The sequence below is a fragment of the Micromonospora sp. NBC_00362 genome, from assembly GCF_026342155.1.
Taxonomy (GTDB): Bacteria; Actinomycetota; Actinomycetes; order Mycobacteriales; family Micromonosporaceae; genus Micromonospora; species Micromonospora hortensis.
The window spans coordinates 6,798,255-6,823,895 of record NZ_JAPENH010000001.1 but is presented as its reverse complement, the minus strand read 5'-3'; the positions used below and the strand labels follow the sequence as shown (position 1 = coordinate 6,823,895).

General features: G+C 73.0%; 19 protein-coding genes. 9 read left to right on the top strand and 10 right to left on the bottom strand.

What is annotated here, in order from left to right; all coding sequences use genetic code 11:
* The first annotated feature begins 21 nt into the window (after nt 1-21).
* The 4 genes from OG992_RS31510 to OG992_RS31495 all read left to right on the top strand — a co-directional run bounded on the left by OG992_RS31510 (nt 22) and on the right by OG992_RS31495 (nt 5,512).
* The gene (locus OG992_RS31510; RefSeq protein ID WP_112583044.1) at nt 22-1,017 is read left to right on the top strand and encodes a MoxR family ATPase; all 996 of its coding nucleotides are present in this window, start codon (nt 22-24) and stop codon (nt 1,015-1,017) included.
* 14 nt (nt 1,018-1,031) lie between these two features.
* Nucleotides 1,032-2,231, top strand: a complete 1,200-nt coding sequence (locus OG992_RS31505) for a DUF58 domain-containing protein (protein ID WP_266305039.1) — start codon at nt 1,032-1,034, stop codon at nt 2,229-2,231.
* Nucleotides 2,225-4,582, top strand: a complete 2,358-nt coding sequence (locus OG992_RS31500) for a transglutaminase domain-containing protein (protein WP_266305038.1) — start codon at nt 2,225-2,227, stop codon at nt 4,580-4,582. Before OG992_RS31505 ends, OG992_RS31500 begins: the two co-directional genes overlap by 7 nt.
* Nucleotides 4,583-4,708: 126 nt before the next feature.
* Complete coding sequence (locus OG992_RS31495; RefSeq protein WP_266305037.1) at nt 4,709-5,512, top strand: class I SAM-dependent methyltransferase; 804 nt, start codon at nt 4,709-4,711, stop codon at nt 5,510-5,512.
* Nucleotides 5,513-5,516: 4 nt separating this feature from the next.
* On the opposite strand, the gene OG992_RS31490 is transcribed toward OG992_RS31495, so the two are convergent.
* Nucleotides 5,517-6,308, bottom strand: coding sequence for an SDR family oxidoreductase (locus OG992_RS31490; protein ID WP_266305036.1), 792 nt, complete (start codon nt 6,306-6,308; stop codon nt 5,517-5,519).
* A complete protein-coding gene (locus OG992_RS31485) occupies nt 6,305-7,288 on the bottom strand; it encodes an LLM class F420-dependent oxidoreductase (RefSeq protein ID WP_266305310.1) in 984 nt (327 codons plus the stop codon). The genes OG992_RS31490 and OG992_RS31485 overlap by 4 nt, the downstream gene beginning before the upstream one ends.
* Before the next feature lie 154 nt (nt 7,289-7,442).
* Here OG992_RS31485 and OG992_RS31480 point away from each other — a divergent pair, with 154 nt between their 5' ends.
* A complete protein-coding gene (locus OG992_RS31480; RefSeq protein WP_266305035.1) occupies nt 7,443-8,663 on the top strand; it encodes a low temperature requirement protein A in 1,221 nt (406 codons plus the stop codon).
* A 47-nt stretch (nt 8,664-8,710) separates the two neighbouring features.
* The gene (locus OG992_RS31475) at nt 8,711-9,574 is read left to right on the top strand and encodes a DUF1028 domain-containing protein (protein ID WP_266305034.1); all 864 of its coding nucleotides are present in this window, start codon (nt 8,711-8,713) and stop codon (nt 9,572-9,574) included.
* A gap of 43 nt (nt 9,575-9,617) precedes the next feature.
* On the opposite strand, the gene OG992_RS31470 is transcribed toward OG992_RS31475, so the two are convergent.
* Nucleotides 9,618-10,505 (bottom strand): phosphatase PAP2 family protein, encoded by an 888-nt coding sequence (locus OG992_RS31470; protein ID WP_238686707.1) that lies wholly within the window; start codon nt 10,503-10,505, stop codon nt 9,618-9,620.
* 170 nt (nt 10,506-10,675) lie between these two features.
* On the opposite strand from OG992_RS31470, the gene OG992_RS31465 reads away from it, so the two are divergent.
* Nucleotides 10,676-11,344: a DUF3159 domain-containing protein gene (locus OG992_RS31465; RefSeq protein WP_266305309.1), complete on the top strand. Its 669-nt coding sequence runs from the start codon at nt 10,676-10,678 to the stop codon at nt 11,342-11,344.
* A gap of 339 nt (nt 11,345-11,683) precedes the next feature.
* Here the strand turns inward: OG992_RS31465 and OG992_RS31460 are convergent, their stop codons facing one another.
* Nucleotides 11,684-14,590: a glycoside hydrolase family 48 protein gene (locus OG992_RS31460; protein ID WP_238686706.1), complete on the bottom strand. Its 2,907-nt coding sequence runs from the start codon at nt 14,588-14,590 to the stop codon at nt 11,684-11,686.
* Nucleotides 14,591-15,435: 845 nt separating this feature from the next.
* On the opposite strand from OG992_RS31460, the gene OG992_RS31455 reads away from it, so the two are divergent.
* A complete protein-coding gene (locus tag OG992_RS31455) occupies nt 15,436-16,779 on the top strand; it encodes a GH1 family beta-glucosidase (RefSeq protein ID WP_266305033.1) in 1,344 nt (447 codons plus the stop codon).
* Nucleotides 16,780-16,858: 79 nt separating this feature from the next.
* Here OG992_RS31455 and OG992_RS31450 read toward each other — a convergent pair whose 3' ends face one another.
* The 3 genes from OG992_RS31450 to OG992_RS31440 form a co-directional block, all read right to left on the bottom strand.
* The gene (locus OG992_RS31450; protein ID WP_196925059.1) at nt 16,859-17,272 is read right to left on the bottom strand and encodes a roadblock/LC7 domain-containing protein; all 414 of its coding nucleotides are present in this window, start codon (nt 17,270-17,272) and stop codon (nt 16,859-16,861) included.
* Nucleotides 17,273-17,277: 5 nt separating this feature from the next.
* Nucleotides 17,278-19,815, bottom strand: coding sequence for a nitrate- and nitrite sensing domain-containing protein (locus tag OG992_RS31445; RefSeq protein WP_238686704.1), 2,538 nt, complete (start codon nt 19,813-19,815; stop codon nt 17,278-17,280).
* Nucleotides 19,816-19,914: 99 nt separating this feature from the next.
* Nucleotides 19,915-21,327 carry an FGGY family carbohydrate kinase gene (locus OG992_RS31440; RefSeq protein WP_266305032.1) on the bottom strand — a complete coding sequence of 471 codons (1,413 nt, stop codon included), beginning with the start codon at nt 21,325-21,327 and terminating at the stop codon, nt 19,915-19,917.
* Nucleotides 21,328-21,531: 204 nt separating this feature from the next.
* On the opposite strand from OG992_RS31440, the gene OG992_RS31435 reads away from it, so the two are divergent.
* Nucleotides 21,532-23,454: an anthranilate synthase family protein gene (locus tag OG992_RS31435; RefSeq protein ID WP_266305031.1), complete on the top strand. Its 1,923-nt coding sequence runs from the start codon at nt 21,532-21,534 to the stop codon at nt 23,452-23,454.
* A 95-nt stretch (nt 23,455-23,549) separates the two neighbouring features.
* On the opposite strand, the gene wrbA is transcribed toward OG992_RS31435, so the two are convergent.
* From wrbA to OG992_RS31420, 3 genes are all read right to left on the bottom strand, one after another.
* Nucleotides 23,550-24,167, bottom strand: a complete 618-nt coding sequence (gene wrbA / locus OG992_RS31430) for an NAD(P)H:quinone oxidoreductase (protein ID WP_238686701.1) — start codon at nt 24,165-24,167, stop codon at nt 23,550-23,552.
* Between the two features lie 346 nt (nt 24,168-24,513).
* On the bottom strand, nt 24,514-24,882 hold the full coding sequence (locus OG992_RS31425; RefSeq protein ID WP_266305030.1) for a DUF3037 domain-containing protein: 369 nt from the start codon (nt 24,880-24,882) through the stop codon (nt 24,514-24,516).
* Nucleotides 24,879-25,637, bottom strand: a complete 759-nt coding sequence (locus OG992_RS31420) for a HipA family kinase (RefSeq protein WP_238686699.1) — start codon at nt 25,635-25,637, stop codon at nt 24,879-24,881. The genes OG992_RS31425 and OG992_RS31420 overlap by 4 nt, the downstream gene beginning before the upstream one ends.
* Nucleotides 25,638-25,641: the final 4 nt, after the last annotated feature.

Below are 25,641 nucleotides of genomic sequence, written 5' to 3'. Positions count from 1 at the left end.
AGGCGAGGAGCACCACCGACCGTGAACACCCACGAGCCGCTCACCCAGCCGGAGGTGCAGGGCTTCGCCGCCCTGGCCGCCCGGCTGGCCGAGAACGTCAACGCGGTGGTGCTCGGCAAGCCGCAGGTGGTGCGGCTGGCGCTGACCGCGCTGTTCGCCCAGGGTCACGTGCTGTTGGAGGACGTGCCCGGGGTCGGTAAGACGACCCTGGCGCGGGCCATCGCCGCCACTGTCAAGGGTGAGTGGCGGCGCATCCAGTTCACGCCCGACCTGCTCCCCTCGGACGTGTCCGGCGTGACGATCTTCAACCAGGCGACGCGGGACTTCGAGTTCCATCCGGGGCCGGTCTTCGCCAACATCGTCATCGCCGACGAGATCAACCGGGCGTCGCCGAAGACCCAGTCGGCGCTGCTGGAGGTGATGGAGGAGCGCACTGTCACTGTGGACGGGGTCCGGCACCCGGTGCCGTCGCCGTTCCTGGTGGTCGCCACCCAGAACCCGGTGGAGATGGATGGCACCTACCGGCTGCCCGAGGCGCAGTTGGACCGGTTCCTGGTGAAGCTCTCCGTCGGGTACCCGGACGAGGCAGTCGAGGTCGAGGTGCTGCGCGGCGCGACAGTGCGGTCCCCCGAGGCGCTCGCCCCGGTCACCGACACCGCCACCGTCGGCGAGATGGTCCGGATGGCCCGCCGGGTTCACATCGCCGAGCCGCTCTACGCGTACGCGGTCCGGTTGGCAGCGGCCACCCGCACCCACCCGCAGGTGCGTGTCGGGGTCAGCCCCCGGGGCGTGATCGCGTTGACCCGCGCGGCGTGCGCGTACGCGCTGATCGACGGGCGGGGCTGGATCATGCCGGAGGATCTGAAGGCGCTCGTCGAGGCGGTGTTCGCGCACCGGCTGCTGCTCACCCCGGACGCCCAGGTGCGCGGGATGACCCCTGCGGAGGTGCTGCGTCAGGCCGTCGCCTCGGTGCCGGTGCCGCTGCCGTCGGGGCAACCCGCTCCGGTGCAGGGCTGACCGGCAGCAGCGCGATGGGGATCACCGCCCGTGGGGTCGGGCTGCTCGTCGCCGCCGTGGTGCTGCTGGGGGTGGGTTTCCGGTTCGCGTACCCCGAGTTGACGTTGCTCGGCGCGGCGGCCGGCGCGGCCGTCGGCTACGCCGCGCTGGTCGCGGCCTGGCGGCCTCGGCTGACGGTGACCCGCCGCGCGGACCCGGACCGGGTGGCGCGCGGTGAGCCGGCGAGCATGACGTTGACGGTGCGCAACACCGGGCGGCTGCGCTCGGCGAACCTGCTGGCCGAGGACCGGTGCGGGCAGCGGACCGTGCCGGTGCCGGTGCTGCGCCTGCGACCCGGCCGCGACACCGAGGTCCGCTACGACGTGCCGACCGACCGTCGTGGGGTGGTGCCGGTGGGTCCGCTGCGGGTGACCCGGCGCGACCCGCTGGGGTTGGTGGCGCTGGCCCGCCCGTACGGCGCGGCGGTGCCGGTCTGGGTGCACCCCCGGATCCATCCGCTGACGGCGGTGCCCCGAGGCTCAGGGCGCAGCCTCGACGGCCGGGTGGACGGGGTCCCGCACGGGTCGATCACGTTCGACTCGCTGCGGGAGTACGTGGTCGGCGACGAGCTGCGCCGGGTGCACTGGCGCACCAGCGCCCGGGTGGGTGAGCTGATGGTGCGGGAGAACGTGGACACCAGCCTGCCGCGCCTGGTCGTCCTGCTGGACAACCGTGCCGCCGCGCACCCGCAGCGGGTCGGCGGGGTGGCGGAGTCGTTCGAGTCGGCCTGCGAGGCGGCGGCGTCGGTCGTCACCGCCGCGCACCGCGCCGACCTGCCGGTGCTGTTGCTGGTGGCCGCCACGGAACCGGCGGAGCCGACTAAGCCGGCGCAGCCGGCCGAGGTCACGGGCCCCGACGGCGAGGCCGACGGTCCTCTCGGGCCGCTGGACCGGCTCGCCGCCGCCGACCTGTCCGACGACGGTGACGCGGTGCGGGCGGCCACCACCCGGCTGCGGCAGGACCGACTCGGCGACACGTTGATCTTCCTGACCGGCCCGGGTGGCCGCGACGAGCTGGGGCACGTCGGGGCGCTGCGCGGGGCGTACCCGTCGGTGCTGGTCGCTGTGTTCGGCGCGGCCGAGCCGACGCCGCCGGGCACCATCGGCCTGGTGGTCGTCGACGCGGCCGACGGCGCGCAGTTCGCCGCCGAGTGGGACGGGGTACGCCGGTGGTGACGGTCGCCGTGCGGGTGCTGCGGGCGGCGGTACTCCCGCTGGCGCTGATCGGGCTGACGGCGCTCGCCGGGGTGGTGCTCGGCCGGGTGTACGCCGGCGGCCTGCTGACCTGGCTGGTCGTCGGCGCGGCGGCGGGTTCGGTGCTGGTCAGCGTGGCCGCCCGGCGGCTGCCGTCCTGGCTGGTGGCGCCGGTGTCGGTGGCCGCGATGGCCGGCTGGACACTGTGGTCGCTGCGGCTGGCCGCCACCCGCGCCGAGTTACCGGGCGGCCTGCTGGAGGTCACCGCGGACGCCGCCCGCAACGGCATCCCCCGGCTGCTCACCGCGATGATCCCGGTGGAGCCCACCCCGGACACGGTGCTGGTGCCGGTCGTCGCGGCGTGGCTGGCCGGGCTGACCGGCGCGGAGGTGGCGCTGCGCACCGGTCGGGTGCTGTTGGGTTACCTGCCGGCGGCGGGGCTCTACGCCGCCGCCCTCTACGTGGTCGGCCCGAACGCCGAACCGGCGCTGGGGTCGACGCTGGTATTCGTCGCGGTCGCGGCCCTCGGCCTGGCCACCCCCACCCGCACCGCGCCCGGCGGCAGCGATCCGACCGCCGAGCTGACCCCCCGGGTACGCGCGGCGGTGCGACTGCGCCTGGCCACCAGCGCGGCGCTCGGGGTGGCAGTGGTGGTCGGCCTCGTCGCGTTGCTCGGCCCCGTCGTCGCGCAGCAGGTCGACGGCCGACCGGTGGACCCACGCCGCTACGTGGAACCGCCACAGGTGCAGACGCTCGACGAGAACCCGTTGATCCGGATCTCCGGCTGGGCGCTGCACCCGGAGCAGAAGCTCCTCGACGTGAGCACGCAACGCCCCGACGCACCGCCCGCCGACGCCCCGCCCGAGGCTGACCCGGCGGCGGACACCACGCGCGGTGTACGGATCCGGTTGGCGGTGCTCAGCGACTACGACGGGGTGACCTGGCGCGTCGGCGCGACGTACCGCAACGCCGGTCGGATCCTGCCGGCCGCGACCGTGGCCCGGGACAGCACAGTGCAGACGGTCCGGCAGCAGATCAGTGTGGCCGAGTTGAGCGGCCGGCTGCTGCCCGCAGTGGCGACGCCCCGGGAGGTCAGTGGGGCGCGGGTGGCGTACGACCCGGCAAGCGGGACGCTGATCCGGCCGGAGGGGCTGACGCCGGGGCTGCGGTACACGGTGACCTCCGCCGAGGAACGCCCCGATCAGAACCTGTTGGCCAGCGCGAACGTGCCCGCCGGCGACGAGGTGGCCCGGGTGCTGCGGGTCGCGGACGGGGTGCCCGATCCGATGCGCCGGCTGGCCACCCATCTCGCCGAGGAGAACGGCGCTCCGTACGCGCGGGCGTCGGCGATCGAGCAGTTCCTGGCCGAGCACTACCGGGTGGCTGCGGACGCCCCGAGCGGGCACGCGTACCCGAATCTGGGTTTCTTCCTGTTCGGACCCCGCGACGGCGGCGGGCAGGAGGGCACCTCGGAGCAGTTCGCGGCGGCCTTCGCGGTCCTCGGCCGGCTCTCCGGGCTGCCCACGCGGGTGGTGGTGGGCTTCCGAACCAGCGGGCAGGGACCGGTGCTGGCCGGTGACGCGCACGCCTGGCCGGAGGTGCTCTTCGACGGGCTGGGCTGGGTGGCGTTCGACCCGCTGCCCCGCCCCAACGACGAGCCGAGACCGGTGGAGGAGGATTTCCGCCCGACGCCGGAGGACCCACCGCCGTCGGAGGCGCCGGCACCGACAGCGGAGCCCAGCGCCTCACCGGAACCGGCGACCGCCGCCGACGCCCCACCCGGCTCGGACGGGGTCTCCACACCGGTGTTGGTCGCCGGCGGCAGCGGCGGCCTGCTGCTGGTGGTGGGGGCACTCATGCTCACCCTGCTGGCGATGCGCCGATCCCTCACCCGCAGCCGACTCGTGCGCGGCGACCCCGGCCAGCGCATCGCCGGCGCCTGGCGGGAGGTCACCGACGCGCTCCGGCTGGCCGGAAGACCGGTCGGGGACGACCTGGCCGCCACCGAGATCGCCGGGCACGCCCGTCGGATCCTCGCCGATGCTCGGGCGGGCACGAGCGGCGACAACATGACCGCCGGCCCGGACGCCGTCGCGCCCACCGGCGGCACGGCGGCGGCAGACGCGTCCAGCCCGGCCGTCGACGAGCTGGCGGCCCTGCTCAATCAGGTGGGCTTCGCCCCCGGCGCCGCGACGCCCGACCAGGCGGCTCGGGCCGCCGAGGTGGCTACCGCCTACGTGGCCACCCTGCGCTCGGCCCGCCCCTGGTGGCGTCGCCTGCTCTGGTCGGTACACCCGTCTCCCCTGCGCCGCCCCCGCCACTCCCCGCGTTGATCAAGAGCTTTGCGTCGATGGAGGGTCCACTTCTGACGCAAACCTCTTGATCACGACGGCAAGGTCCGCCCGGGGGGGTGGGGAAATCCGTTGGCCCACGCGCCGCACACCGGTGACCATCGGAGCGTGGATCAGCATTCGAGCGACATCGTCGACTACTACACGCAGCGCTACCGAGAGGACCAGCGGCTCAGCGCCCGCCCGCAGGCGCGACTGGAGTGGATCCGCACGACGCAGCTCCTGCGGGATCTCCTGCCCGGTCCGAGCGCCCGGGTGCTGGACATCGGTGGAGGCACCGGCGAGTACGCGCGGGCCCTCGCCGTCGCCGGCTACCACGTTCGCCTCGTCGACCTGGTGCCGAGCCACGTCGCGCAGGCCCGCGACGGGCACCCTCCGGTCGACGCGCAGGTGGGCGACGCGCGTGCGCTCCCCGACCCCGACGGTGAGTATGACGCCGCGCTGCTGCTGGGCCCGCTCTACCACCTGGTACTCCGCGCCGACCGGCTCCAGGCCCTCCGCGAGGCGGTCCGGGTCACCCGCCCCGGCGGTCTCGTCCTGGCCGCCGTCATCTCCCGCTTCGCCGGCCCGTTGGACTTCGCGGCCACCGGACGGCTCGACGAGAGGCTGCTCGACGAGGCCAGGGCGCTGCTGAGCGACGGCGTCAACGATGCGCGGATCGGGTTCACCCACGCCTACTTCCACCGAGTCGAGGAGATCACCGACGAGTGCGCGGCCGCGGGGCTGACCGATGTCGTCGTCCACGGGGTGGAGGGTCCGGCCTGGACGGCGGCGGAGGCGGCGGCGAACGGGCCCGCGCAGGACGCGGTCTTCGCCGCGGCGTTGGAACTCGCCCGGCTCTACAGCAGCGAGCCGGCGCTGATCAGTGCCAGCGCCCATCTCCTGGCCATCGGGCGCGTTCCGGTGCGGTAGCGGGTCAGGTGGTCAGCCGGCGGATGAGTTTGCGCATGCCGGCCTGCCAGCCGTCCGGGTCCTCGGCGCGGCGGCGCGCGTAGTCGGCGACCTCGGGGTGCGGCAGGATCAGGAAGCGTTCCTCGGCCAGCCCGGCGATGGCCGCGTCGGCGACCTGGTCCGGGGTGAGCACCGCACCGGACGCGGCGACCACCCGGGCGCCGAGGTGACCGTCGGCGAGCCCGTCGGCGAGCATCGGGGTGTCCACCCCCTGCGGGCAGAGCGCGCTGACCCGGATGCCCCGGTCCCGGTAGGTGATGGCCAGCCATTCGGCGAACCCCACCGAGGCGTGCTTCGTCGCTGTGTACGCGGCGTCGCCCACAGCGGTCAGCACACCGGCCGCGGAGCAGGTGTGCAGCAGGTGCCCGCCGCCCCGGGCGAGCATTCCGGGCAGCACCGCGCGGGCCGAGTAGACGTGGGCCAGCACGTTGACCCGCCAGGAGCGGTCCCAGCCGGCGTCGTCGACCTCCACTCCCCCGCCGGTGGTCACCCCCGCGTTGGCGCAGAACAGGTCGATCCGGCCGTACCGCTGCTCGGTGTCGGCGACCAGCGCGCGGACCTGCTCCTCGTCGGTGACGTCCAGGGCGCGGGCGTGCGCGACCGGGCCGATGCCCTCGGCCACCGCGCGGGCCGCGTCGGCGTCCAGGTCGGCGACCACCACTGCGGCGGCTCCCTCGGCGGCGAACCGGCGCGACAGCGCCGCCCCGATGCCGCCGGCCCCGCCGGTGACCACCACGATCCGGTCGGTGAGGTTCACGCGGACGCCTCCACGGAGTTGGCGCCCAACCGGGCGATGAGGCTGAGCCACGCGGCCGCGCCGCCGGCGGCGAGCTCCGGGGTGGGCAGCAGCGCCATGATCGGTACGTCGACACCGGCGTCGGCGTAGCGACGCACCTCGGCGCTGCACCGCTCCGGTGAGCCGTGCAGCACCAGCGCGTCGACCACCTCGTCGGGCACCGCCGCGCTGGCCCCACGGCGGTCACCGGCGGCCCAGGCCGCCCACATGGGCGCGAGCGTCTCGTCGCGGCCGAGCCAACGGTGGAAGTCGGCGTACGCCGGGACGGTGAGGTAGCTGGTGATGAGCCGGCGGCCCAGCGCCCGGGCGTACGCGGCGTCCTCGGTGGGGCAGACGAAGATCCGGGCGGCGACCTCGAAGCCGGTGCGGCGCTCGCCCAGCTCGGCCAGGGCGCGCGGCACGTCGTCGGCGCTGAGCCAGTTGAGGATGACCCCGTCGGCTTCCGCGCCGGCCAGCCGGAGCATCCCGGGGCGCAGCGCGGCGAGCAGGATCGGTGGTGGCACCGCCGGCGGTCGTTCCAGCGTGAACCGTCGGACGGTGAACGTGTCGTAGACCTCGTCGACGGTCTCGCCGGCCAGCGCGGCGCGCAGGAAGCGCAGCACGTCGCGGGTGCGGCGGAACGGCTCGTCGAACGGCACCGCGTTCCAGTCCCGCACCAGCACGGGTGAGGACGCGCCGATGCCGAGCGAGAACCGGCCCGGCGCGGCCTCGGCCAGCGCCGCCGCGCTCATCGCCAGCAACCCGGGGCCCCGCGTGAAGACCGGTGTGATCGCGGTACCGAGCCGCAGCCCCGGTTGCCAGGCAGCGGCGAGCGCCAGCGGGGTGAACGCGTCGGTGCCGGCGACCTCGGACGACCAGACGTCGGTGAACCCGGCCCGGTCGAGGGCCGCGTAGGCCGCGTCGTGCTGCGCCAGCGCGATTCCGCCCAGCGGCACCGTCATGCCCCATCGATTCGTCACCGGTCGATCGTGCCCGTTGACGCGGGCCCGAGCAAGATCCCCGGGTTGGGCAGAATCGCCGGTTTCCGGCCGTGCGCGCCGGTGGAAAGTGCTACCACTTCGAGGTGGACCGGACCGACGGCGCAGGCCGCTGACCATGGCTTCCAGGGCAGCGGGACACCTGGAGCCGGTCCCGGCGGCGGCCACGCCCGGTCGGGCGACGTTCTTAGAACTCTTCTTCGACCTGGTGTACGTCTTCGCGCTCACCCGGATCTCGGCGCGCGCGTTCGAGGATCTGACTCAGGTTCCGGGCCGGGAGCACGGTTGGGGGACGGTCACCGGCGGCGGCAAGACACTGCTGTTGCTGCTGGCGCTCTGGGCGGTCTGGCAGGGCACCGCGTGGACGACCAGCCGGTACGACCCGTACCGGGTGCCGTTGCAGACCGTGGTGATCACCGCGTTGGTGTGCAGCATGGTGATGGGGGTGGCGGTCCCCCGGGCGTTCAGCGAGACCGCGCTGATGTTCGCGGTGGCGTACGTCATCGCGCAAGTGACCCGGCCACTGATCCTGTCGCTCGCGCTCGGAGCGCACCCGTACCGCCGGTTGAAGGTGCGCATGGCGGTGATCTTCGCCGTCAGCGGGGTGCTCTGGATCAGCGGCGCGATGCTGAGCACCAACGCGCAGGTGCTGCTCTGGTCGGCGGCGCTGGCCTTCGAGTACCTGGCCGCCCGCTGTGGCTGGCCGGTGCCCGGCCTGGGCCGTTCGACGATCTCCAAGTGGGAGATCGGCGGGGAACACCTGGCCGAGCGGTACCAGCAGTTCTTCCTCGTCGCGCTGGGCGAGACGATCCTGGTGGCGGGTTTCGCGTACAGCGCGGGCCCGTTCGAGTCGGGGCACGTGTGGGCGTTCGGCCTGGCGCTGGCCACCTCGATCATGCTGTGGCGCATCTACGTGCAGCGGGCCGGGCGGATCCTGGGTGAGGCGGTGATGAAGGCCCGTCACCCCGCCACCATCGGCCGGTCGGCGGCCGACACCCACCTGCTGATGGTGATCGGTCTCGCCGCCACCGCGATCGGCTACGAGCTGATCATCAATCATCCGCTGGAGCGGATCCCGGGGGCGTGGCTGGCCATGGTGCTCGGCGGACCGGCCCTGTTCCTGGCCGGGCGGGCCCGCCTGGAGTACGAGGTGTTCGGGCGGGTCTCCCCGTCCCGGTGGATCGCCGTCACGGTGCTGGTGGCGTCGTCGGTGCCGTTGCTGTACCTGCCGGGTGTGATCGCGACCGCGGTCGGGGTGGTGGTGCTGGCCGCGGTCGCGGTTGCCGACGCCCGGCGGGCCCACGGCGCCCCACCGGAGGCTGCCGCACCACCGTTCTGAGCCTCGCGCGTCGATGTCACGTCGGCGTGGACGGTTACCCTCGGCCGGTGACCTTCTCGCTCGTCGCCCGCTCCGCCGACGGCCGCCTGCACGGTGTGGCCGTCGCCAGCAAGTTCCTCGCCGCCGGGGCGTTGGTGCCGGCCGCCGCCGCCGAGGTGGGCGCGCTGGCCACCCAGGCGCACGTCAACCTCGCCTACCGCCCGCAGGGCCTCACCCTGCTGCGCACCGGGGTGGCCGCCGCCGACGTGGTGGCCGGGCTGATCGCCGCCGACCCCGAGCGGGAGCACCGCCAGCTCGGCGTCGTGGGGGCCACCGGCGCGGGCGCCACCTGGACCGGGCCGGCCTGCCATCAGTGGGCCGGCGGGCGGAGCGGCGACGGCTGGGCCGCGCAGGGCAACGTGCTCACCGGCCCGGAGGTCGTCGACGCCCTCGGCGAGGCCTGGCTGGCGGGAGCGGCGCTGCCGTTCGCCGAGCGGCTGGTCGCCGCGCTGCGCGCCGGCGACGAGGCGGGCGGCGACCGGCGTGGCCGGCAGAGCGCCGGCCTGCTCGTGGTCGAGCGCGGCGGCGGGTACGGCGGCACCAGCGACGTGGTCGTGGACCTGCGCGTGGACGACCACCCGGACCCGGTCGCCGAGCTGGGTCGCCTGCTCACTGTGCACACCATGCTGTTCGGCCGGCCCGACCCGGCCACATTGCTCGACCTGAGCGGCGCGGTCGCCGCCGAGGTGGCGGCGTTGCTCGGCGCGCTGGGCCATCCGGTGCACGAGGGCGGCACGGAAGCGGCGTTGATCTCCTGGGCCGGGTTGGAGAACCTTGAGGAGCGGCTGGTGCCGGGGCGGATCGACCCGGTGGTGCTGACGCACCTGCGGGGTGTCGCCCCGCACGTCCCCGCACCCCGCGCCGCGAGCTGACCCCGGCCGGCCGCCCCCGCGCGAGGCGGCCACGCCGGGCGGTTCAGCCCTTGACCCGGGGCACCAGCCGGTGCACGACGGTGAGCGCCAACGCCATCACCACCGCCATCGTGCCGGCGATCCCGGCGGCGCTGCCCGCGTAGCCGACGAACAGGGGGCGGCGCGCCAACTCCTCTGGCCCGGTGTCGCGCAGGTCGAGCAGCCAGGCCAGGGAGAGCCCACAGGCCACCAGGGCGAGCACACCGCCGAGGCCGAGCACCAGCGCCGCGACCCGGTGCGCGTCGCCGGGGGCAATCTCGGCCTGCTCCCGCTGGGTGACCAGCAGCAGCAACCCGGCCAACGCCGCCCACACACCCACCACCAGGTACGCGGCGACAGCGTCGCTGGGTCGGTGCCAACCGGCGGAGAGGGTGGCGACCCCGGCGACGGCGGCGTAGGCGGCACCGATGAAGGCGCCGACGGCCCGGACCTTGCGCGGCAGCACGAGCATCAGCGCGACGGCCACCGAGGCGGCCACCGTGGCGTGCCCGCTCGGGAGGCTGTTGCCCACCGCCGCGCGTTCCGGGTCGACACCGAAGTCGGGCCGGTTCAGCCCGTACTTGAGAAGCTGGGTCGTGACGTTCGCTCCGGCGATCAGCAGGGTCGCGGTGATCGCCAGGGCGATCCGCCCCCGGATCAGCGCGATGAACCCGATCGTCGCGGTGGCGGCCAGCAGGGAGACCACCGACATCGCGTTGAGGATCCGGTCGACCGGACCCTCGATGGTGTCCTGCCCGATCCGGTTGCCGGTGAGGGCGACCGTGTCCACCCACTGACCGATCTCGGAGTGCACGGCCACCCGCCACACGGCGAGGAAGGCGGCCGCCTGGACGAGGGCCAGTACGACCAACCAGACCGCGGTCCAACCCCGTGCCGTCGCGCGCATCCGCACACCGTAGCGGCAGGTGTCGGCGGTCCGACCGGTGGCCCGCCACCAATCGCCGGTTAGGTTGTGCCGGAGGCGAGGAGGCGGTGGTGAGCGGAACACCGGAGCGCGACAGCGGCCCGGCCGAACCCGGTCCGGAGCAGCGTGAAGGCGACGATCCGGCGTCGGAAGGGCCGGTGCGGGCCGGCGCCGACACCGGTCCGGACGGGCCAGCGCGGGCCGAGTCGCTGACGGATCTGCTGGGCGGACGACGCGGCGCCGTCGACGCCACCCTGCCGCCGCTGGCGTTCGCGGCGGGCTGGCTGCTGGGCGGCGAGTCGCTGTGGGGCGGGGTCGGCACGGCGCTGGCCGTGGGGGCGGTGGTGGCGGGCGTACGGCTACGTCGGGGTGACCGGCCGCGCTCCGTGCTGATCGGGCTGCTGGCCGTCTGCGTCGCGGCGTTGATCGCGGTGCGCACCGGCCGGGCCGAGAACTTCTTTCTGATCCAGGTGCTGTCCAACGCCGCGAGCGCTCTGGCGTGGACGGTCAGCATCGTGGTGCGGTGGCCACTGCTCGGTGTCCTGGTCGGCGCGGTGCTGGGCCAACGGGCCGGGTGGCGACGCGACCCGGCGCTGCTGCGCGGGTACGGCCGGGCCAGTTGGGTGTGGACGGCGACCTACCTGCTGCGGCTGGCCGTGTTCGTGCCGCTCTACCTCGGTGGGCAGGTGCTCGCGCTGGTGGTGGCCCGGGTGGCGCTGACCTGGCCGCTGGTCGCCGCGGCGCTGGCGCTGAGCTGGGTGGTGCTGCGACGCTCGCTGCCGGCCGGGCACCCGGGGCTGCGTCACCCGGTCGCGCCGCCTCGCTGAAACCCGCCCCGCGAGGCCGGACTCGGGCAGGGAAGCGGCCGGACTGGGGGCAAAAAAGTGGAGAGGCCGCCACGGGGGGAGCGGCCTCTCCGGTGACGTACGTTACTCCGTCACGGACCTCGGTGTGATCCCGCGAGGGCCCGAATTTCTGGGCTTTTTCGCGGCTGGCTCCAGTCCGGGCGGTGGGGTGGGCCAGCCGATCCGCTGCGTCGGCCAGATGGCCGGCCCACCCCGGCCTGACCGTGGGTGTCAGGCCGTCCCGCCAGCCCCGGTCCGTCGTTCCCCGGACCCGGGCCGGATCCCGGGGTGGGCGGTCCACGCCACCCACCCCGGGTCGTCTCAGCCGTTCGGGAACATGCTGCCGTAGTCGGCGTACGCCATGGCGACGTCAGCCTGCGCCCAGAACCGGTGGTAGTTGAAGCTCGGCTCCGGACCACCGTCCAGGTACGCCTGCACCTTGGGCCAGTCCGGGTCGTTCTTGTAGAAGGACCGGATGTCGAGGAAGCTCTTGCCGGCGGCGATGGCGTCGCCGTTCGGCATCGTCCCGGTCCAACCCGGCGGGACGTAGAGGCCCTGCCCGGTGGACGCGTTGTAGACGTCGTCGAAGCGCCGGTAGTCGCCACGCTTCTCGGTGGTGGAGACACCCTTGGCGTCGCTGGCGGCCGACAGCGCGTCGAGCAGTCCCTTGGCGGTGTCCTTGGCCGCCACGTTGCCGGACTTGGCCGCGTACGCGATCAGGATCCGGGCGTAGGCGGCGGTGACACCGACGTCCTGACCCTTGCTGATGACCTCGACGTGCAGGCCGGTGTTGGGCTGCGGGTTGGACGGGTTCCAGGTGGTCGGCTGACCGGTCCACGCCATGTCCGACGGGATCGACCAGTTGGTGCCGAGAGTGGTGTTGGCGATCGCCCAGGGCACCCACTTGTCCAGCAGCGCCTTGGCCTTCGCGTTGCCGGTCTGCTGGTACAGCTCGGCGATGCGCTGCATCGACCAGGCCTGCATACCGAACCACTGGTTCGACGGCGGGTCGTTGTAGACCGGGTCGACGTCGTAGAACATGCCGTAGAAGGTGCTGGTGCCGGCCGGCGGCTGGGCGTAGCTACCGTCCCAGCTGTTGGTGGCGCCACCGGCGATGCCGCCCTCGGCGGACTGCAACCAGGTGTAGAACTCCAACTGCCGCTCGAAGCTCTTGGTCCAGTCGGCGACAGCGGTCGACGACTGCGGCTTGAGCTCCGGGGTGTTGGTCAGCGCCCAGGCCGCGAACGGGTTCTGGTAGCCGAAGTGGTTGTGGCTGGAGCCGATCCGCCAGGACCAGTTCTGGCTGGCGTCGTACGCGCCACCCCAGGCGTAGTACCAGGACAGCAGGTAGTGCGCCGAGTCCTTGCCGCTGCCGGCGGGGCAGGTGCTGGCCCCGACGCAGTTGCCGATCTTCTTGAAGTACTTGTCGAACATCGCGTACCGCAGGTAGTCGCCCATCTTCGCGGCCTTGGCGATGGTGGCCGCGACGTCGGCCTGCTTGTTCTGCGCCTTGGACCAGGTCAGCGCCCAGTACGCGGCCTGTACGGCCCGGGCGTCGGCGTCCGGGGCGTTCGTGTACTTCCACTGCTTGGCGGGGGCGCCGGTGTCCTTGACGAACAGGTCGAGGTAGCCGTACTGACCGCCGTGCTCGAAGGTGTCGCAGGAGGGCTGCGGAACGGTTTCCCACACCGACTCCTGCGTGCCCCGCTGGAAGGTGTTGATGTAGGCCGGCTTGGTGGTGCCGTCACCGCAGCGGCCGAAGCCGTAGGTGTTGTCGACGTCCATCAGCCAGTGCATGCCGTAGATGTCGCCGGTGCCGTAGGTGGACTGCAGCTCCGAGCGGAGCGGGTCCTGGCCGACGGAGACGTTCGGGTTCAGCGCCGACGGGTACTGGCTGGGCAGGTTGTACTCCGCGGCGTACTGCGGGGTGCCCGCGGAGCCGGCGGTCGGCTGGTCGGCGTGCGTGGGGATGATGTACTTCTCCATCACCGTCCAGGCGTTGTTGAACGGCGCCCAGTTCTGGGTGACCTTGCCGTAGTAGGCCTCCAGCCAGAGCCAGAAGCTGAACGCCTCCGAGGTGGTCTCGTGGCCGTGGTCGGGCGCCTCGACGATCAGCGTCTCCACCGAGTGGTACGGCACGCCCTCGGGGCTGAAGTAGCCCGAGTTCTTGATCTTGCCGTACTGCTCGAGGAACTTCGCGGTGTAGGCGTTGTCGCCACCGGGGGTGTCGTTGTCGATCTCGGTGGCGCTGACCGCCAGCGAAGCGAGACCGGTGGCGGAGGCGGTGATGGTGGCGGCGCCGCCGGCGGTGTCGGTGTCCTCCGCCGCGGCGACGGTGACGGTGACCCCGGTGTTCCAGTTGCTCGGGGTCAGCGTGGCGGTGGCCGGCGAGACCGTGACGTCGGTGTCACCGGTGCGGGTGAGGGTGACCGGCACGTTGGCCGTCGGGGCGGCGCTGAGCTTCAGGTTGAAGGTGGCGCTGCCACCCTCGGTGACGCTCACCGCGGACGGGGTGGCGACCAGTGTCGGGCCGTTGGCGGCCCCGACGGTGAACGCCTTCTCGTCGACCCCGATGCCGTTGCCGTTGTCGTACGCCTTGGCCTGGACGGTGTAGCTGCCGGCCGGCAGGTCCTCCTGCGTGTACGCGTACGGGGCGGAGGTGTCGGTGTTGATCAGCAGGCCGTTGCGGTAGAACTCGACCTTGCTGATCGTCCCGTCCGGGTCGCTGGCGGTGGCCGTCAGCGGCACGTCGGCCGGCGCGGTGAACGGCCCGGTCGGCAGGCCGAGGGAGACCGTCGGCGGCTGGTTGGCCGGGGTGCCGTTGCAGGGGGTGCCGTTGAGAGTGAACGAGGTGGGCTTCGGGTTGCTGCCCGAGTGGGCGCCGTTGAAGCCGATGGTGGTGGAGGCCCCGGTGGCAAGGTTGCCGTTGTACGACTCGTTGGTCGCGGTGACCTCGCTGCCGGTCTGGCTGAATCTGGCCGACCAGCCCTGGGTGACCCGTTGACCGCTGGTCGGGAAGGTCCACTTGAGCGTCCAGTTGCTCACCGCGTCACCCAGGTTCTTGATGGTGACGTTCGCGGTGAAGCCGGTGTTCCAGTCGTTTGTCGCGTAGACCACGTCGCAGGCGGGTGCGGCCTGTGCGGCGCCGGCCGGCAGGGTCACCCCGCCGACGGCGAGCAGCGCGGCGGCGGCGAGCGCCACGCGCCGGCGTATTGCCAGTTGTCTCATGTGCGCGGTGTCTCCTCGGACCAGGCCGGGATGGTCCCCGGCGAGGCGCCTGCCCGCGAGGGTGGTGATGGTCCGCGGGGATGTCGAGGCGCCGGGAAGGTGGTCTTCCCCGGGCCCGGCCGGGGTAGGGCGTGCGGCCCGCACGGGAGGGGGTCCCGTCGGCTGCGCTCGGGTGACCGTGCCGGAGCTGGTGCTGCCGGTTGCCCTCGGTGGACCCGCACTTCACGCGATGTGGCTCCTGTCGCGTCGAATCGACAGTGTGCCATGGAAGCGCTCCCACAACAAGCGCGCGGAGCGCCGGATCAGCTCCTTGTTTCGATCTCGTTTTGGGTCTTTCACAAAGGCGTGACGGGCGTTACAGTCGCAACATCGGTCGATGGGAGCGCTTCCATCGACAAGGTTCCAACAAGAAGATCGCTGGGGTCGTCCTGACGAGCCCAGGGAACCAGACCGAGGGCCGACGACGGGCCAGCCCGGACGCCGTCGTCAGCCATCGTCCCGCCACAGGGAGGGAGGTGGAACCAGAGCCACTCGCGTGGCCCGGCTCCCGCGCGACACGCACGGCAGGACCCAAATTCCGCCCGTGTGTGTGCAGTTACGGTGGGGACGGGGGTTGCCCTCCCCCGTCCCCACACTAAACCCCCGTACACGATAGGAAAAGAGGCCGACGGGACAGGCGCGCCGCGCCGCCCGGACGGCCTCGTTCGCTGCTCGGGGCCACACCCGTCTCCCACCCGCCAGCGCCGGCCGTTCTGACGGCCGGCTGACCGGCCGGCAGCGTCTGCCCTATCATGGGAGCGCTCCCGAATCTTTCGGCGGTGGCCCCGTATCCATGAGGAGAATCCATGTCGATACCTATTGGGCCCGCCGGCCCGCTGCGCTTCCCGGACAACTTCGGCTGGGGCGCGGCCACCTCCGCGTACCAGATCGAGGGCGCCGCCAAGGAGGACGGGCGCGGCGAGTCGGTCTGGGACACCTTCAGCCGCATCCCAGGTCGCACCCGTAACGGCGACACCGGCGACGTGGCCATCGACCACTACCACCGCTACGCCGAGGACCTCGACCTCATGCGCGACCTCGGGTTGCGCAGCTACCGCTTCTCCATCTCCTGGCCCCGGATCCAGCCCGACGGCACCGGCACGCCCAACCAACGCGGCCTCGACTTCTACCGCCGCCTCCTCGACGGCCTGCACGAGCGCGGAATCACCCCGATGGCCACCCTGTTCCACTGGGACCTCCCGCAGGCGCTCCAAGACGCCGGCGGCTGGGAGTCACGCGACACCGCCCACCGCTTCGCCGACTACGCCGACGTGGTCTTCCGCGCCCTCGGCGACCGGGTGCCGGCCTGGCTCACCATCAACGAACCCAAGACCGTGGTGCAGAACGGCTATCTCACCGGCCACCACGCCCCCGGGCGGCAGGACCCGGACGCCGCCTACCTGGTCGCCCACCACCTGCAACTCGCCCACGGGTACGCCGTCGCCGCGCTGCGGGCCACCGGCAGCGACAGCCGCATCGGCCCCGCACTCAACCTGCACCCCTGCTACCCCGCCGACGACTCCCCGCAGGCTGCCGCGGCCGCTGACCTCTACGACGCCTACGAGAACCGCCTCTACCTCGACTCCCTGCTCAAGGGCAGCTACCCGGAGGACCTGCTGGCCGACCTGGGCCCGCAGAGCCGGATGGTCAAGGGCATCCGCGACGGCGACCTGAAGACCATCTCCGCGCCGATCGACCTGCTGGCCGTGCAGTACTACACCCCGATCTACGTCACCGGCGACGGCGGCACGGCGCACCGCTGGGCGACCTCCGAGGCCGAATGGCAGCAGATCTACCCCGAGGGGATGTACGACCTGCTGACCCGGATCACCCGCGAATACGGGCCGATCCCGCTCACCATCACCGAGAACGGGCTGCCCACACCGGACACCCTGGGCGCGGACGACACCGTCCAGGACGCCGGCCGGATCAGCTTCCTCCGCGACCACCTCACCGCCGCGCACCGGGCCATCGCCGACGGAGTGCCGCTGGAGAGCTTCCACGTCTGGTCACTACTGGACAACTTCGAGTGGGACCAGGGCTACGACCAGCGCTGGGGCCTGGTCTACGTGGACTACGCCACCCAGCGTCGGGTGCTCAAGAACTCCGCCACCTGGTACCGCTCCGTCATCGCCGACGGCGGCTTCTGACCGCGCCGCCACCCGGATGGCCGGGCCCGGACGGCTCGGCTCGGGTGAGCCGTTACCGTCCGGGCCTCGGCCGGCTCACTCAGCGGGGCAGCGCCTGCTGCAACTCCGCCCGCAGGGCCGGGGTGAGCATCTCCCCCGCCTGCTTGGCCAGCCGGGCCATCTCGTAGCCCACCACGCCGATGTCCGCGTCCCCGGCGGCCAGCGTGGCCAGAATCGAACCGTCGCGGATCTGCATCACCAGGAAGTAGCCACGGCCCATCTCGACCACCGTCTGCTTGACGACATCGCCGTCGAACATCGAGGCCGCGCCCGCGGTGATACTCATCAGCCCGGAGGTCACCGCGGCGAGTTTGTCCGCGTTGTCGCGCGGCAGGTGGTCGGAGATCGCCACCAGCAACCCGTCGGAGGAGACCACCACCGCGTGCGCCACACCCGGCACCCGCTCCGCGAACGCGCTCACCAGCCAGCTCAGGTCACGCGCCTCCTGGCTCAACGTCGTCACTGTCGTCGTCCCCCTTCGTCGTGCCCCCCGGACGGTGGCACGGGTATCTCGGTGGTGTCCTCAGCCTCGGCGCGCCGTACTCCGCTGTAGAGCCGCGAGAGCATGCCGCCGACCGCCTCCGGGTCCGGGTCGGTGCGGGTCGGTGCCGTCATCGGTTGTGCCGAACGGGTGACAGCGCTCAACTGCGCCATGGGCACCCGCACCGGCAATCCCCGCTCATTGGTGCCGGCGGTCACCGGGATCGTCGGTGGCGCCGCCGCGGCGGGCACCACCGGCGCGGTCGGGCCCTGCCGCGAATACCAGCCCCCGCCGGCACCGCGAGCAGCGGCGGGGGTCAACACGTCCTCAGCGCGTACCGGCACCGGGCGGCCCTGACGCGGCACGCCGACGCCCGGCGGGCGGCCGGCCACCGGCAGGTCCCGCACCGCGCCGTTCGACATCGGGGCAGTGGCCTGCCGGGCTGCCCCCGGCTGCGGCACCAGCCCCCGCGCCGCGCTGGCCGCCAGCATCCGCGCCGACGGGGGCGCGTCCAGCTCCACACTGCCCGCCGGCGCCAGCAACACCGCGGGCAGGGCCAGCCGGGCGACCAGGCCGTCCTCGCCGCCCTCCAACCGCACGCGGACGCCCAACCGGGCCGCCAGGTGACTGACCACGAAGAGCCCCATCCGCTCCACCGCCGCGACGTCCGCGGCCGGAGGGCTGGCCAGCACCTCGTTCGCCTGCACCAACGCGGTCGGGCTCATACCCAGACCCCGGTCGACGATCTCGATCAGCGCACCCCCCGCCTCGACCCGGGCGGTCACCACCACGACGGTGTCCGGGCGGGAGAAGGCAGTGGCGTTCTCCAGAAGCTCGGCCAGCAGGTGCACCGACTCCCCCACCGCGTGCCCGACCACGTGCACGTCGGCGACCGACTCGATCCGGACCCGCTGGTACTGCTCGATCTCCGCGGCGGCGGCCAACAGCACCGCGCCGAGCCCGACCGGCCGGTTCCACCGGCGGGTCGAGTCGGTGCCGGCGAGCACCAGCAGGCTCTCGTCGTTACGGCGCATCCGGGCGGCCAGGTGATCGAGCTTGAACAGGTTCTCCAGCTGGTCCGGGTCGCTCTCCTCGCGCTCCAGGTCGTCCAGCAGCTCCAGCTGACGCTCCACCAGCACCTGGCTGCGGCGAGCCAGGTTGACGAACATCGCGTTGACGTTGCGCCGCATCAGCGCCTGCTCGACGGCGACAGTGACCGCGCTGCGGTGCACCGCCACGAACGCCTCGGCCAGCTCGCCGATCTCGTCGAGTGAGCGGACCACCGCCGGCGCGACATCGATGCGCGGCACCCCACCGGTGACGGTCTTCAGGCGGTCCAGGGCGTCCGGCAACTCGACCTGGGCGATCCGCAGCGCCTGGCTGCGCAGCAGCCGCATCGACCGGGCGACCGATCGCCCGATCAGCAACGAGATCAGCAGGGCGGCCAGCAGGACCGTGACCACCCCGCCGACGACCAGCAGCGTCGTCCGCAGCTGATCGTCGCTGGCATCCTCGGCCTGCCGTACGGCGTCGTCGAGCACACCCGCCTCAAGCTGACGCAGCAGCTCCTGACGCTGCTGGCTGGCCGACCACCACTGCTCCGACGGCAGCACCTGCGGCGACGCGGCGCCGGAGGACAGGCTGCGCTCCTCCAACCCGGTGGCGACCAGGAAACTCGGCGACACCGAGGTCTCGTCGTAGCGGCGGATCTGCGCACTGGTCGCTGCCACCCGGAACGCGCCGAGCGCGGTGAGTTGCTGACCGCGCAGGTCGGCGAGGACCACCCGGTCCTCGGTGCCGTACGCACCGGCGCGGGCGGCGGCGTAGAGCTGGCCCCGCACCCGGGAGGAGAGCTCCTTGACCCGGGCCAACTGGACGTAGCGCAGCACCGCGTCGTTCAACGCCGGCTGGTTCTGCCCGGGCGTCGGTTCGGCGAGCAGGTCGAGCAACGCCCCGACGGCCCGGTGGTAGTTGCTCAGGATGGTCTCGGTGCTGAGCACCGCCGGCGGGATCGCCGAGCGGATGTCCACCACCTGGTCGTACGCCTCCAGCGCCTCGGAGAAGGCCACCCGCCAGGACGCGTCCGCGTCCGCCAGGGGCTCGGCGGCCCGGCTCAAATCCACGATGGCCTTGTCGGTGGCCGCCTGCAACGGCTTCAGGTCGTTCGCGGCGGCCTGTCGGTCACCACCCTTACGCAGCTCACCCAGCTCCCCGGCCGAACGGTCACGCTCCTGCTGGAGCTGGTGCACCGCCGCGGTGATCTGCCGGCCGATGCCGACCTGACTGGAGAAGTCGTTCAACGCCGTCGTCCGCCCCACCAGGGTGCTGGTCTGCACCCCGGCGAGCAGGAGGAACGCCATCGACGGCACCAGCAGCACGGTGGCGAGCTTCGTGCTCATCCGCCAGTCGCGCAGCCGGAACGGCGACCGCCGTCGATGCGGAACGACTCGGACATCGAAGCGGCGTCGGCGATGGTTCGACACCGCGCCGTTCGCCGGGTCGGGACCTGCCGCCACCCTGCCTCCTCCGTCCTACCGCGTCCACCGCGGTCGGGGGAGCGCAGTCCATCCAACCAGGCTCGGTACCGCTGTCAACGGCCCGGGCGAGGCCGAGGTTCAGGAAGGATACTGCGGGTGGGAACGTCCTGCCGTGGTCGGTAAAACCAGCTCGTCCGTCCGGCCGATGTCGGCGAGCTCGATCGCGTCACCGAAGCGCCCCAGCGCCACCAACGCGGCACCGGTGGCACCGATCTCCGGGTTGCGTTGATGCGACACCGGTCGCGGGGCGAGCGCGGTCGCGAAGGCCTGCCGCCACCACACCGAGGCGGCCACCGCACCGCCGCCCAGCACCACCCCGACCGGTTTGTCGATGGTGGACTCCAGCACCCCGAGATCCTCGGCGACCAGCTCGCACAACCCCTGCATCAGCCCGGCCAGGATGTCGACCGAGGTGGTGCTGAAACTCAGACCGCGCAGCTCGCCGCTGCCCGCCGGCGCCAGCCCGGGCGCCCGGTCGCCACCGAAGCGGGGATCCGACGGCCGGCCACCGCCCGCCGGCACCAGCGCCAGCGCCGCGTCCAGCTCGGCGCCCCGAGGCAACCGCAGCTCCCGGTCCGCCCAGGCGAAGAGGTTGCCGCCGTTGGCGTACGCGGCCCCGGTCACCACGTGGTCGTGGTCGACCCGGTACCGCCACAACCGTTCGGGCAGGCGCGGCATGGGCTCGCCCGCCGGAATCCGCTGCATCAGCCGTACGGCCGCGGAGGTACCCACAGTGACCGCGGCCCGGCTGGGGTCGACGCAGCCCGAGCCGACGTTCGAGGCCCCACCGTCGCCCACCGGAGGTGACCACCGGGCCTGCGCCAACTGCGGCCACCGACGAGCCAGGTCGACCCGGAGCCGGCCGTGCCAGTCCAGCTCGCCCAGCGGCGGCAGCTCCGCCTGTCGCGCCTCGGCCAGCGTCAGCGCCTCCTCGTCCCAGCGCAGGGTGCGCAGATCCAGCAGCCCGGTCCCGGAGGCCTGGGAGATCGACATGGGCGCCGAGTCGAGCAACTCGCCCAGCACGTACTCGGGCAGACCCACGAACCGGGCGATCGGGGTGCCGGACTGCTCACGCAACCAGGGCAACCGCATCGACCAGTACGAACGGTGCCACCAGCAGCCGGTGCGCTGGTGGAAGCCGTCCGGGTCGGCCGGCCCGGCGGTGCGCCCGACCGGGGCGGGCCGGGTGTCCAGCCAGGTGACCACCGGGCCCATGGGGGCGCCGTCGCGGTCCAGCGGGAGCACCGAGTGCCACTGGGCGGAGACCGCCACCAGGCCGACGTCGTGCAGGTGCCCCGAGTCGGCCAACTCGTCCAGGCACTCGACCAGGCTTGCCAGATAGTCCCGACCGGACAGCGTGCCGGTGCCGTCGTCGCCGATGGCGAGGTCGACCTTGCGGCGGGCCAGTGCGCCGGGCAGCGGCTGGGTGTCCGCGTCCAGCACCAGCCCGCGTACCGAGGAGGTGCCCAGGTCGAGCGCGAGAATGTTCATCGCCGGTCAAGTTACCCCGTGCCAGCCGGCCGACGGGCGCGTAGGGTGGATCACATGCTCGCGCAGTTGACCAGTTGGTGGCCCGCCGACCCGGCGGCCATCTCCCGCGCGTAGCTCCATCCACGCGGCCGCCATCGAGGCGGTCGCCGGATCTCCCGGCTCCGGGGCCGCCCGACGGCGGCACCCAGCCCGACGGAGACTCCGATGACCCACCTGACCGACCTGCTCGCCGCTGTCGCGCGCGGCGTCGACCCCGGACCCTTCGCACTGCTGCGCCGCGAGGGCGCGGACGACCTGGACCTGTTCACCGGCCCGGTCGGCACCGTCGAAGCGCTCACCGACCTTCCGCTGCCGGCGGGCGTGCCCGGGGCACGGACGCTGGCCCTGGTGCCGTACCGGCAGATCACCGAACGCGGGTTCGCGTGCGTCGACGACGGCGCCCCACTGGAGTTCCTCCAGGTCCGCGAGCACCAACGGATCACCCTGACCGACGCCCTCACCGCGCTGCCCGACGAACCGGTGCACACCACCGACGCCGGCTTCGACGTCAGCGACGAGGAGTACGCGCGGACCGTGCAGCGGGTGCTGTCCGAGGAGATCGGCCGCGGCGAGGGCGCGAACTTCGTCATCCACCGCGCCCTGCACGCCACGGTGCAGGGCCCACCGCTGGGGGCCGCGCTGGCCGCACTGCGCCGGCTACTGATCGCCGAACGCGGCGCGTACTGGACGTTCGTGGTGCACACCGGCACCCGGACGCTGGTCGGCGCCAGCCCGGAGCGGCACGTCAGCGTCGACGACGGACTGGTGATGATGAACCCGATCAGCGGCACCTTCCGCTGCCCCGGTGGCGTCGTGGACCGGGCTGCCCTGCTGCGTTTCCTCGCCGATGAGAAGGAGATCGAAGAGCTGTACATGGTGCTCGACGAGGAGCTGAAGATGATGGCCACCGTCGCTGAGCACGGCGGGCAGGTGATCGGCCCGCAGCTGAAGGAGATGTCGCACCTGGCGCACACCGAGTACCTGCTCGCCGGGCGGGGTACCCGCGACGTGCGGGAGGTGCTGCGCGAGACGATGTTCGCCCCCACCGTCACCGGCAGCCCGATCGAGAACGCCTGCCGGGTGATCGCCCGGCACGAACGCCGGGGCCGGGGCTACTACGGGGGCGTGCTGGCGCTGCTCGGCCACGACGAGGCCGGCCGGCAGACGCTCGACGCCCCGATCTTGATCCGGACCGCCGAGATCTCCCCCACCGGCCGTCTGCGGGTGCCGGTCGGCGCGACACTGGTCCGGCACTCGACGGCGGCCGGCGAGGTGGCTGAGACGCACGCGAAGGCTGCCGGGGTGCTGGCCGCGCTCGGTCTCGGGCCGGCGGCGTCCGTCGGCGACACCGGGCCGGTCACGCGGCTGGCCGACGACCCGGCGGTACGCGACGCGCTGGCCGCGCGCAACGCGCCGCTGGCACGGTTCTGGCTGGACCAGCGCTCACCGGACGCACCCGGACTGCCCGGACTGGTCGGCCGCCGAGTGTTGATCGTGGACGCCGAGGACACCTTCACCGGAATGCTGGCCCACCAACTGAGCGCGTTGGGCCTCGCGGTGACCACCCGTCCCTGGCACGCGAGCGGCCCGGTCGACGACTACGACCTGGTGGTCGCCGGTCCCGGGCCGGGCGATCCGGGCAGCGCGGACGAGCCGAAGATGGTGGCGCTGCGCAAACTGCTGACCGGGCTGCTGACCACCGGCCGCCCCACCCTCGCGGTCTGCCTCGGCCATCAGGTGCTGGCCGGGCTGCTGGGGCTGACACTGCACCGCCGGGACGCGCCCTACCAGGGGTTGCAGCGGGAGGTGACGCTGTTCGGCCGGATCCGCCGGGTCGGGTTCTACTCGACGTTCACCGCCCGCGCCGACGCCGATCGGCTGACCACCGCGTACGGGCCGGTGGAACTGGCCCGGGACCCGGACGACGGCGCCGTGCACGCCCTGCGGGGGCGCGGCTTCGCCGGAGTGCAGTTCCACGCGGAGTCGGTGCTCAGCCCGGACGGGCTCGCCGTGCTCAGCGAGCTGTTGACCGGGCTGTTGCCCGCGTCGCGTCCGGACGAGCTGTCCGCGACGCGCCCAGGCGCATAGTCGCCCCGGCCCGGGGGTAGGGCTGGATGGACCGGTGGCGCGGCCGGGTCGAGAGCCCCCGCCCGCGCCGCCGGTCGCCCTCGTCTGTCGGCCGGTCAGCCGGCGAGGCCCGCCTTCAGCGCGGCACCCAGCTGCACGGCACGCCGGGCGGTCAGCGCGCAGGCCCCGAGCGCCACGGCGTCCGGGGCGATCTCGCCGTTGTTGCTGGTGTGCGAGGCGCCATACGGGTTGCCGGCGATGAACTGGCTGGTGTCGGTGTAACCGGGGGTGACCACGACACCGCCCCAGTGGTAGAAGACGTTGAAGAGCGAGGTCAGCGTGGTCTCCTGCCCGCCGTGCGAGGTGCCCGTCGAGGTGAAGGCGGAGTAGACCTTGTTGACCAGCCCGCCCTGGCTCCAGAGCGGGCCGGTGGTGTCGATGAACTGCTTCAACTGGGCGGCGATCATGCCGTACCGGGTCGGCGCACCAAAGATCGCCACGTCGGCCCAGGTGAGGTCGTCGAGCATCGCCTCGGGCACGTCCTGGGTCTCCAGGTGGTGCGCCTGCCAGCCGGAGTTGGAGCGGATCGCCTCGTCCGGCGCCAACTCGCGCACCTTGCGCAGGCGCACGTCGGCGCCGGCGTCCCCAGCGGCCTCACACACGGCCTGCGCCATCTGGTAGGTGGTGCCGGTGGCGCTGTAGTAGATCACCGCTACCTTGGTCTGGGCAGCCATCAGAGTGTCCCCTCATCGTCTCGGATCAGCTCCCGCGACTACCCGCTGCGGACGCGCTCTAACGACCGCCTCCGGCGCTGCCGGCTACCGGTCCGCCGGCTCAAGTTTTCCGCAACTTCCCGGTCGTTCCGGCCCGACGTCGCGCCCGGACGACGATCCTGATGCCATCGGTGCCGGCGGGATCGAGCCGCCGCCCCGCACCGGGCACCTGAACGGGGGATCGCGCTCCGCCGGCAACGGCGCTGGCGTAGCGCGATCAGGGGACGATCACCGCTTCCGCACCCGCTCCGGCTCCGGCTCCGGCTCCGGCTCCGGCTCCGGCTCCGGCTCCGGCTCCGGCTCCGGCTCAGTGGACCAGGGTCGCCATCAGCCGGTCCAGTTCGGCCGCCGGGTCGGCGGTGAGACCGGTGTGCACCGGTCCCGTCTGGATCATCGTGCTGCGCGGCGCGGCCAGCCAGTGGAAGCGCTCACCGAGCCGCATCCGGGTCGCCGGCCCGTCACCGGAGCAGGTCCGGTCCCAGGAGTCGAGCACCGCGGCCACCGCCGGCAGGTCGACGTCGGGGGCCAGCGCGCGAACCCGGTCGGCGTCCAGGTGCGTCCGCGCGGCCAGGAAGTCGCGCTGCTGGCAGTAGAGCAACACCCCGACGTTGATCTGCTCACCGCGCTCGATGCGGGGCACGAGCCGGATCAACGCGTACTCGAAGGGTTTCCTCATGCCCCGCTCCCCGATGGCAGCCAGTCGGCCGTGCGGGCGACGCGGCGGGACAGGTGATCCAGGTACGCGCCGCGCGCCGCGTCGGCCGTCTCGAAGTCGGCGGCGGTCAACCACTCCCCCGGCACCAGGGCCAGCACCTCGGTGAGCAGCTCCGGGGTGACCTGGGGGGCCAACTCGGCGTCGGCCTCGGCCAGCCGCGACGCGTACGGCGCCAGCACGTGGTCCTCCGCGCGGTAGGCCCGGTGCACGGCGGCCTCAGCGCGCGGCCAGTTGTGGTGGAAGTACAGCGAGGCGCCGTGGTCGATCAACCACAGCTCCCGATGCCAGACGAGCAGGTTCGGGTTGCGCCAACTCCGGTCGACGTTCTCCACGTACGCGTCGAACCACAGCACCCGGGAGGCCAGCGCCGGGTCGACGGGGTGCGCCACCGGGTCGAAGCCCAGCGCCCCGGGCAGGAAGTCCATTCCGAGGTTGGCGCCGCCGCTGTTGCGCAGCAGCTCCTGCACCTCCTGGTCGGGCTCGGCCCGCCCGATCACCGGGTCGATGTCGAGGACCACCAGCGGCGGCACCCGCAACCCCAGCCGGCGCGCCAACTCACCGCAGATCACCTCGGCGATCAGCGCCTTGGGCCCCTGCCCGGCGCCTCGGAACTTCGCCACGTAGGTGCCCAGGTCGTCGGCCTCCACCACGCCCGGCAGCGACCCACCCTCGCGCAGCGGGGTGACGTAACGGATCGCGGTGACCTGGCGGAGCACGCCG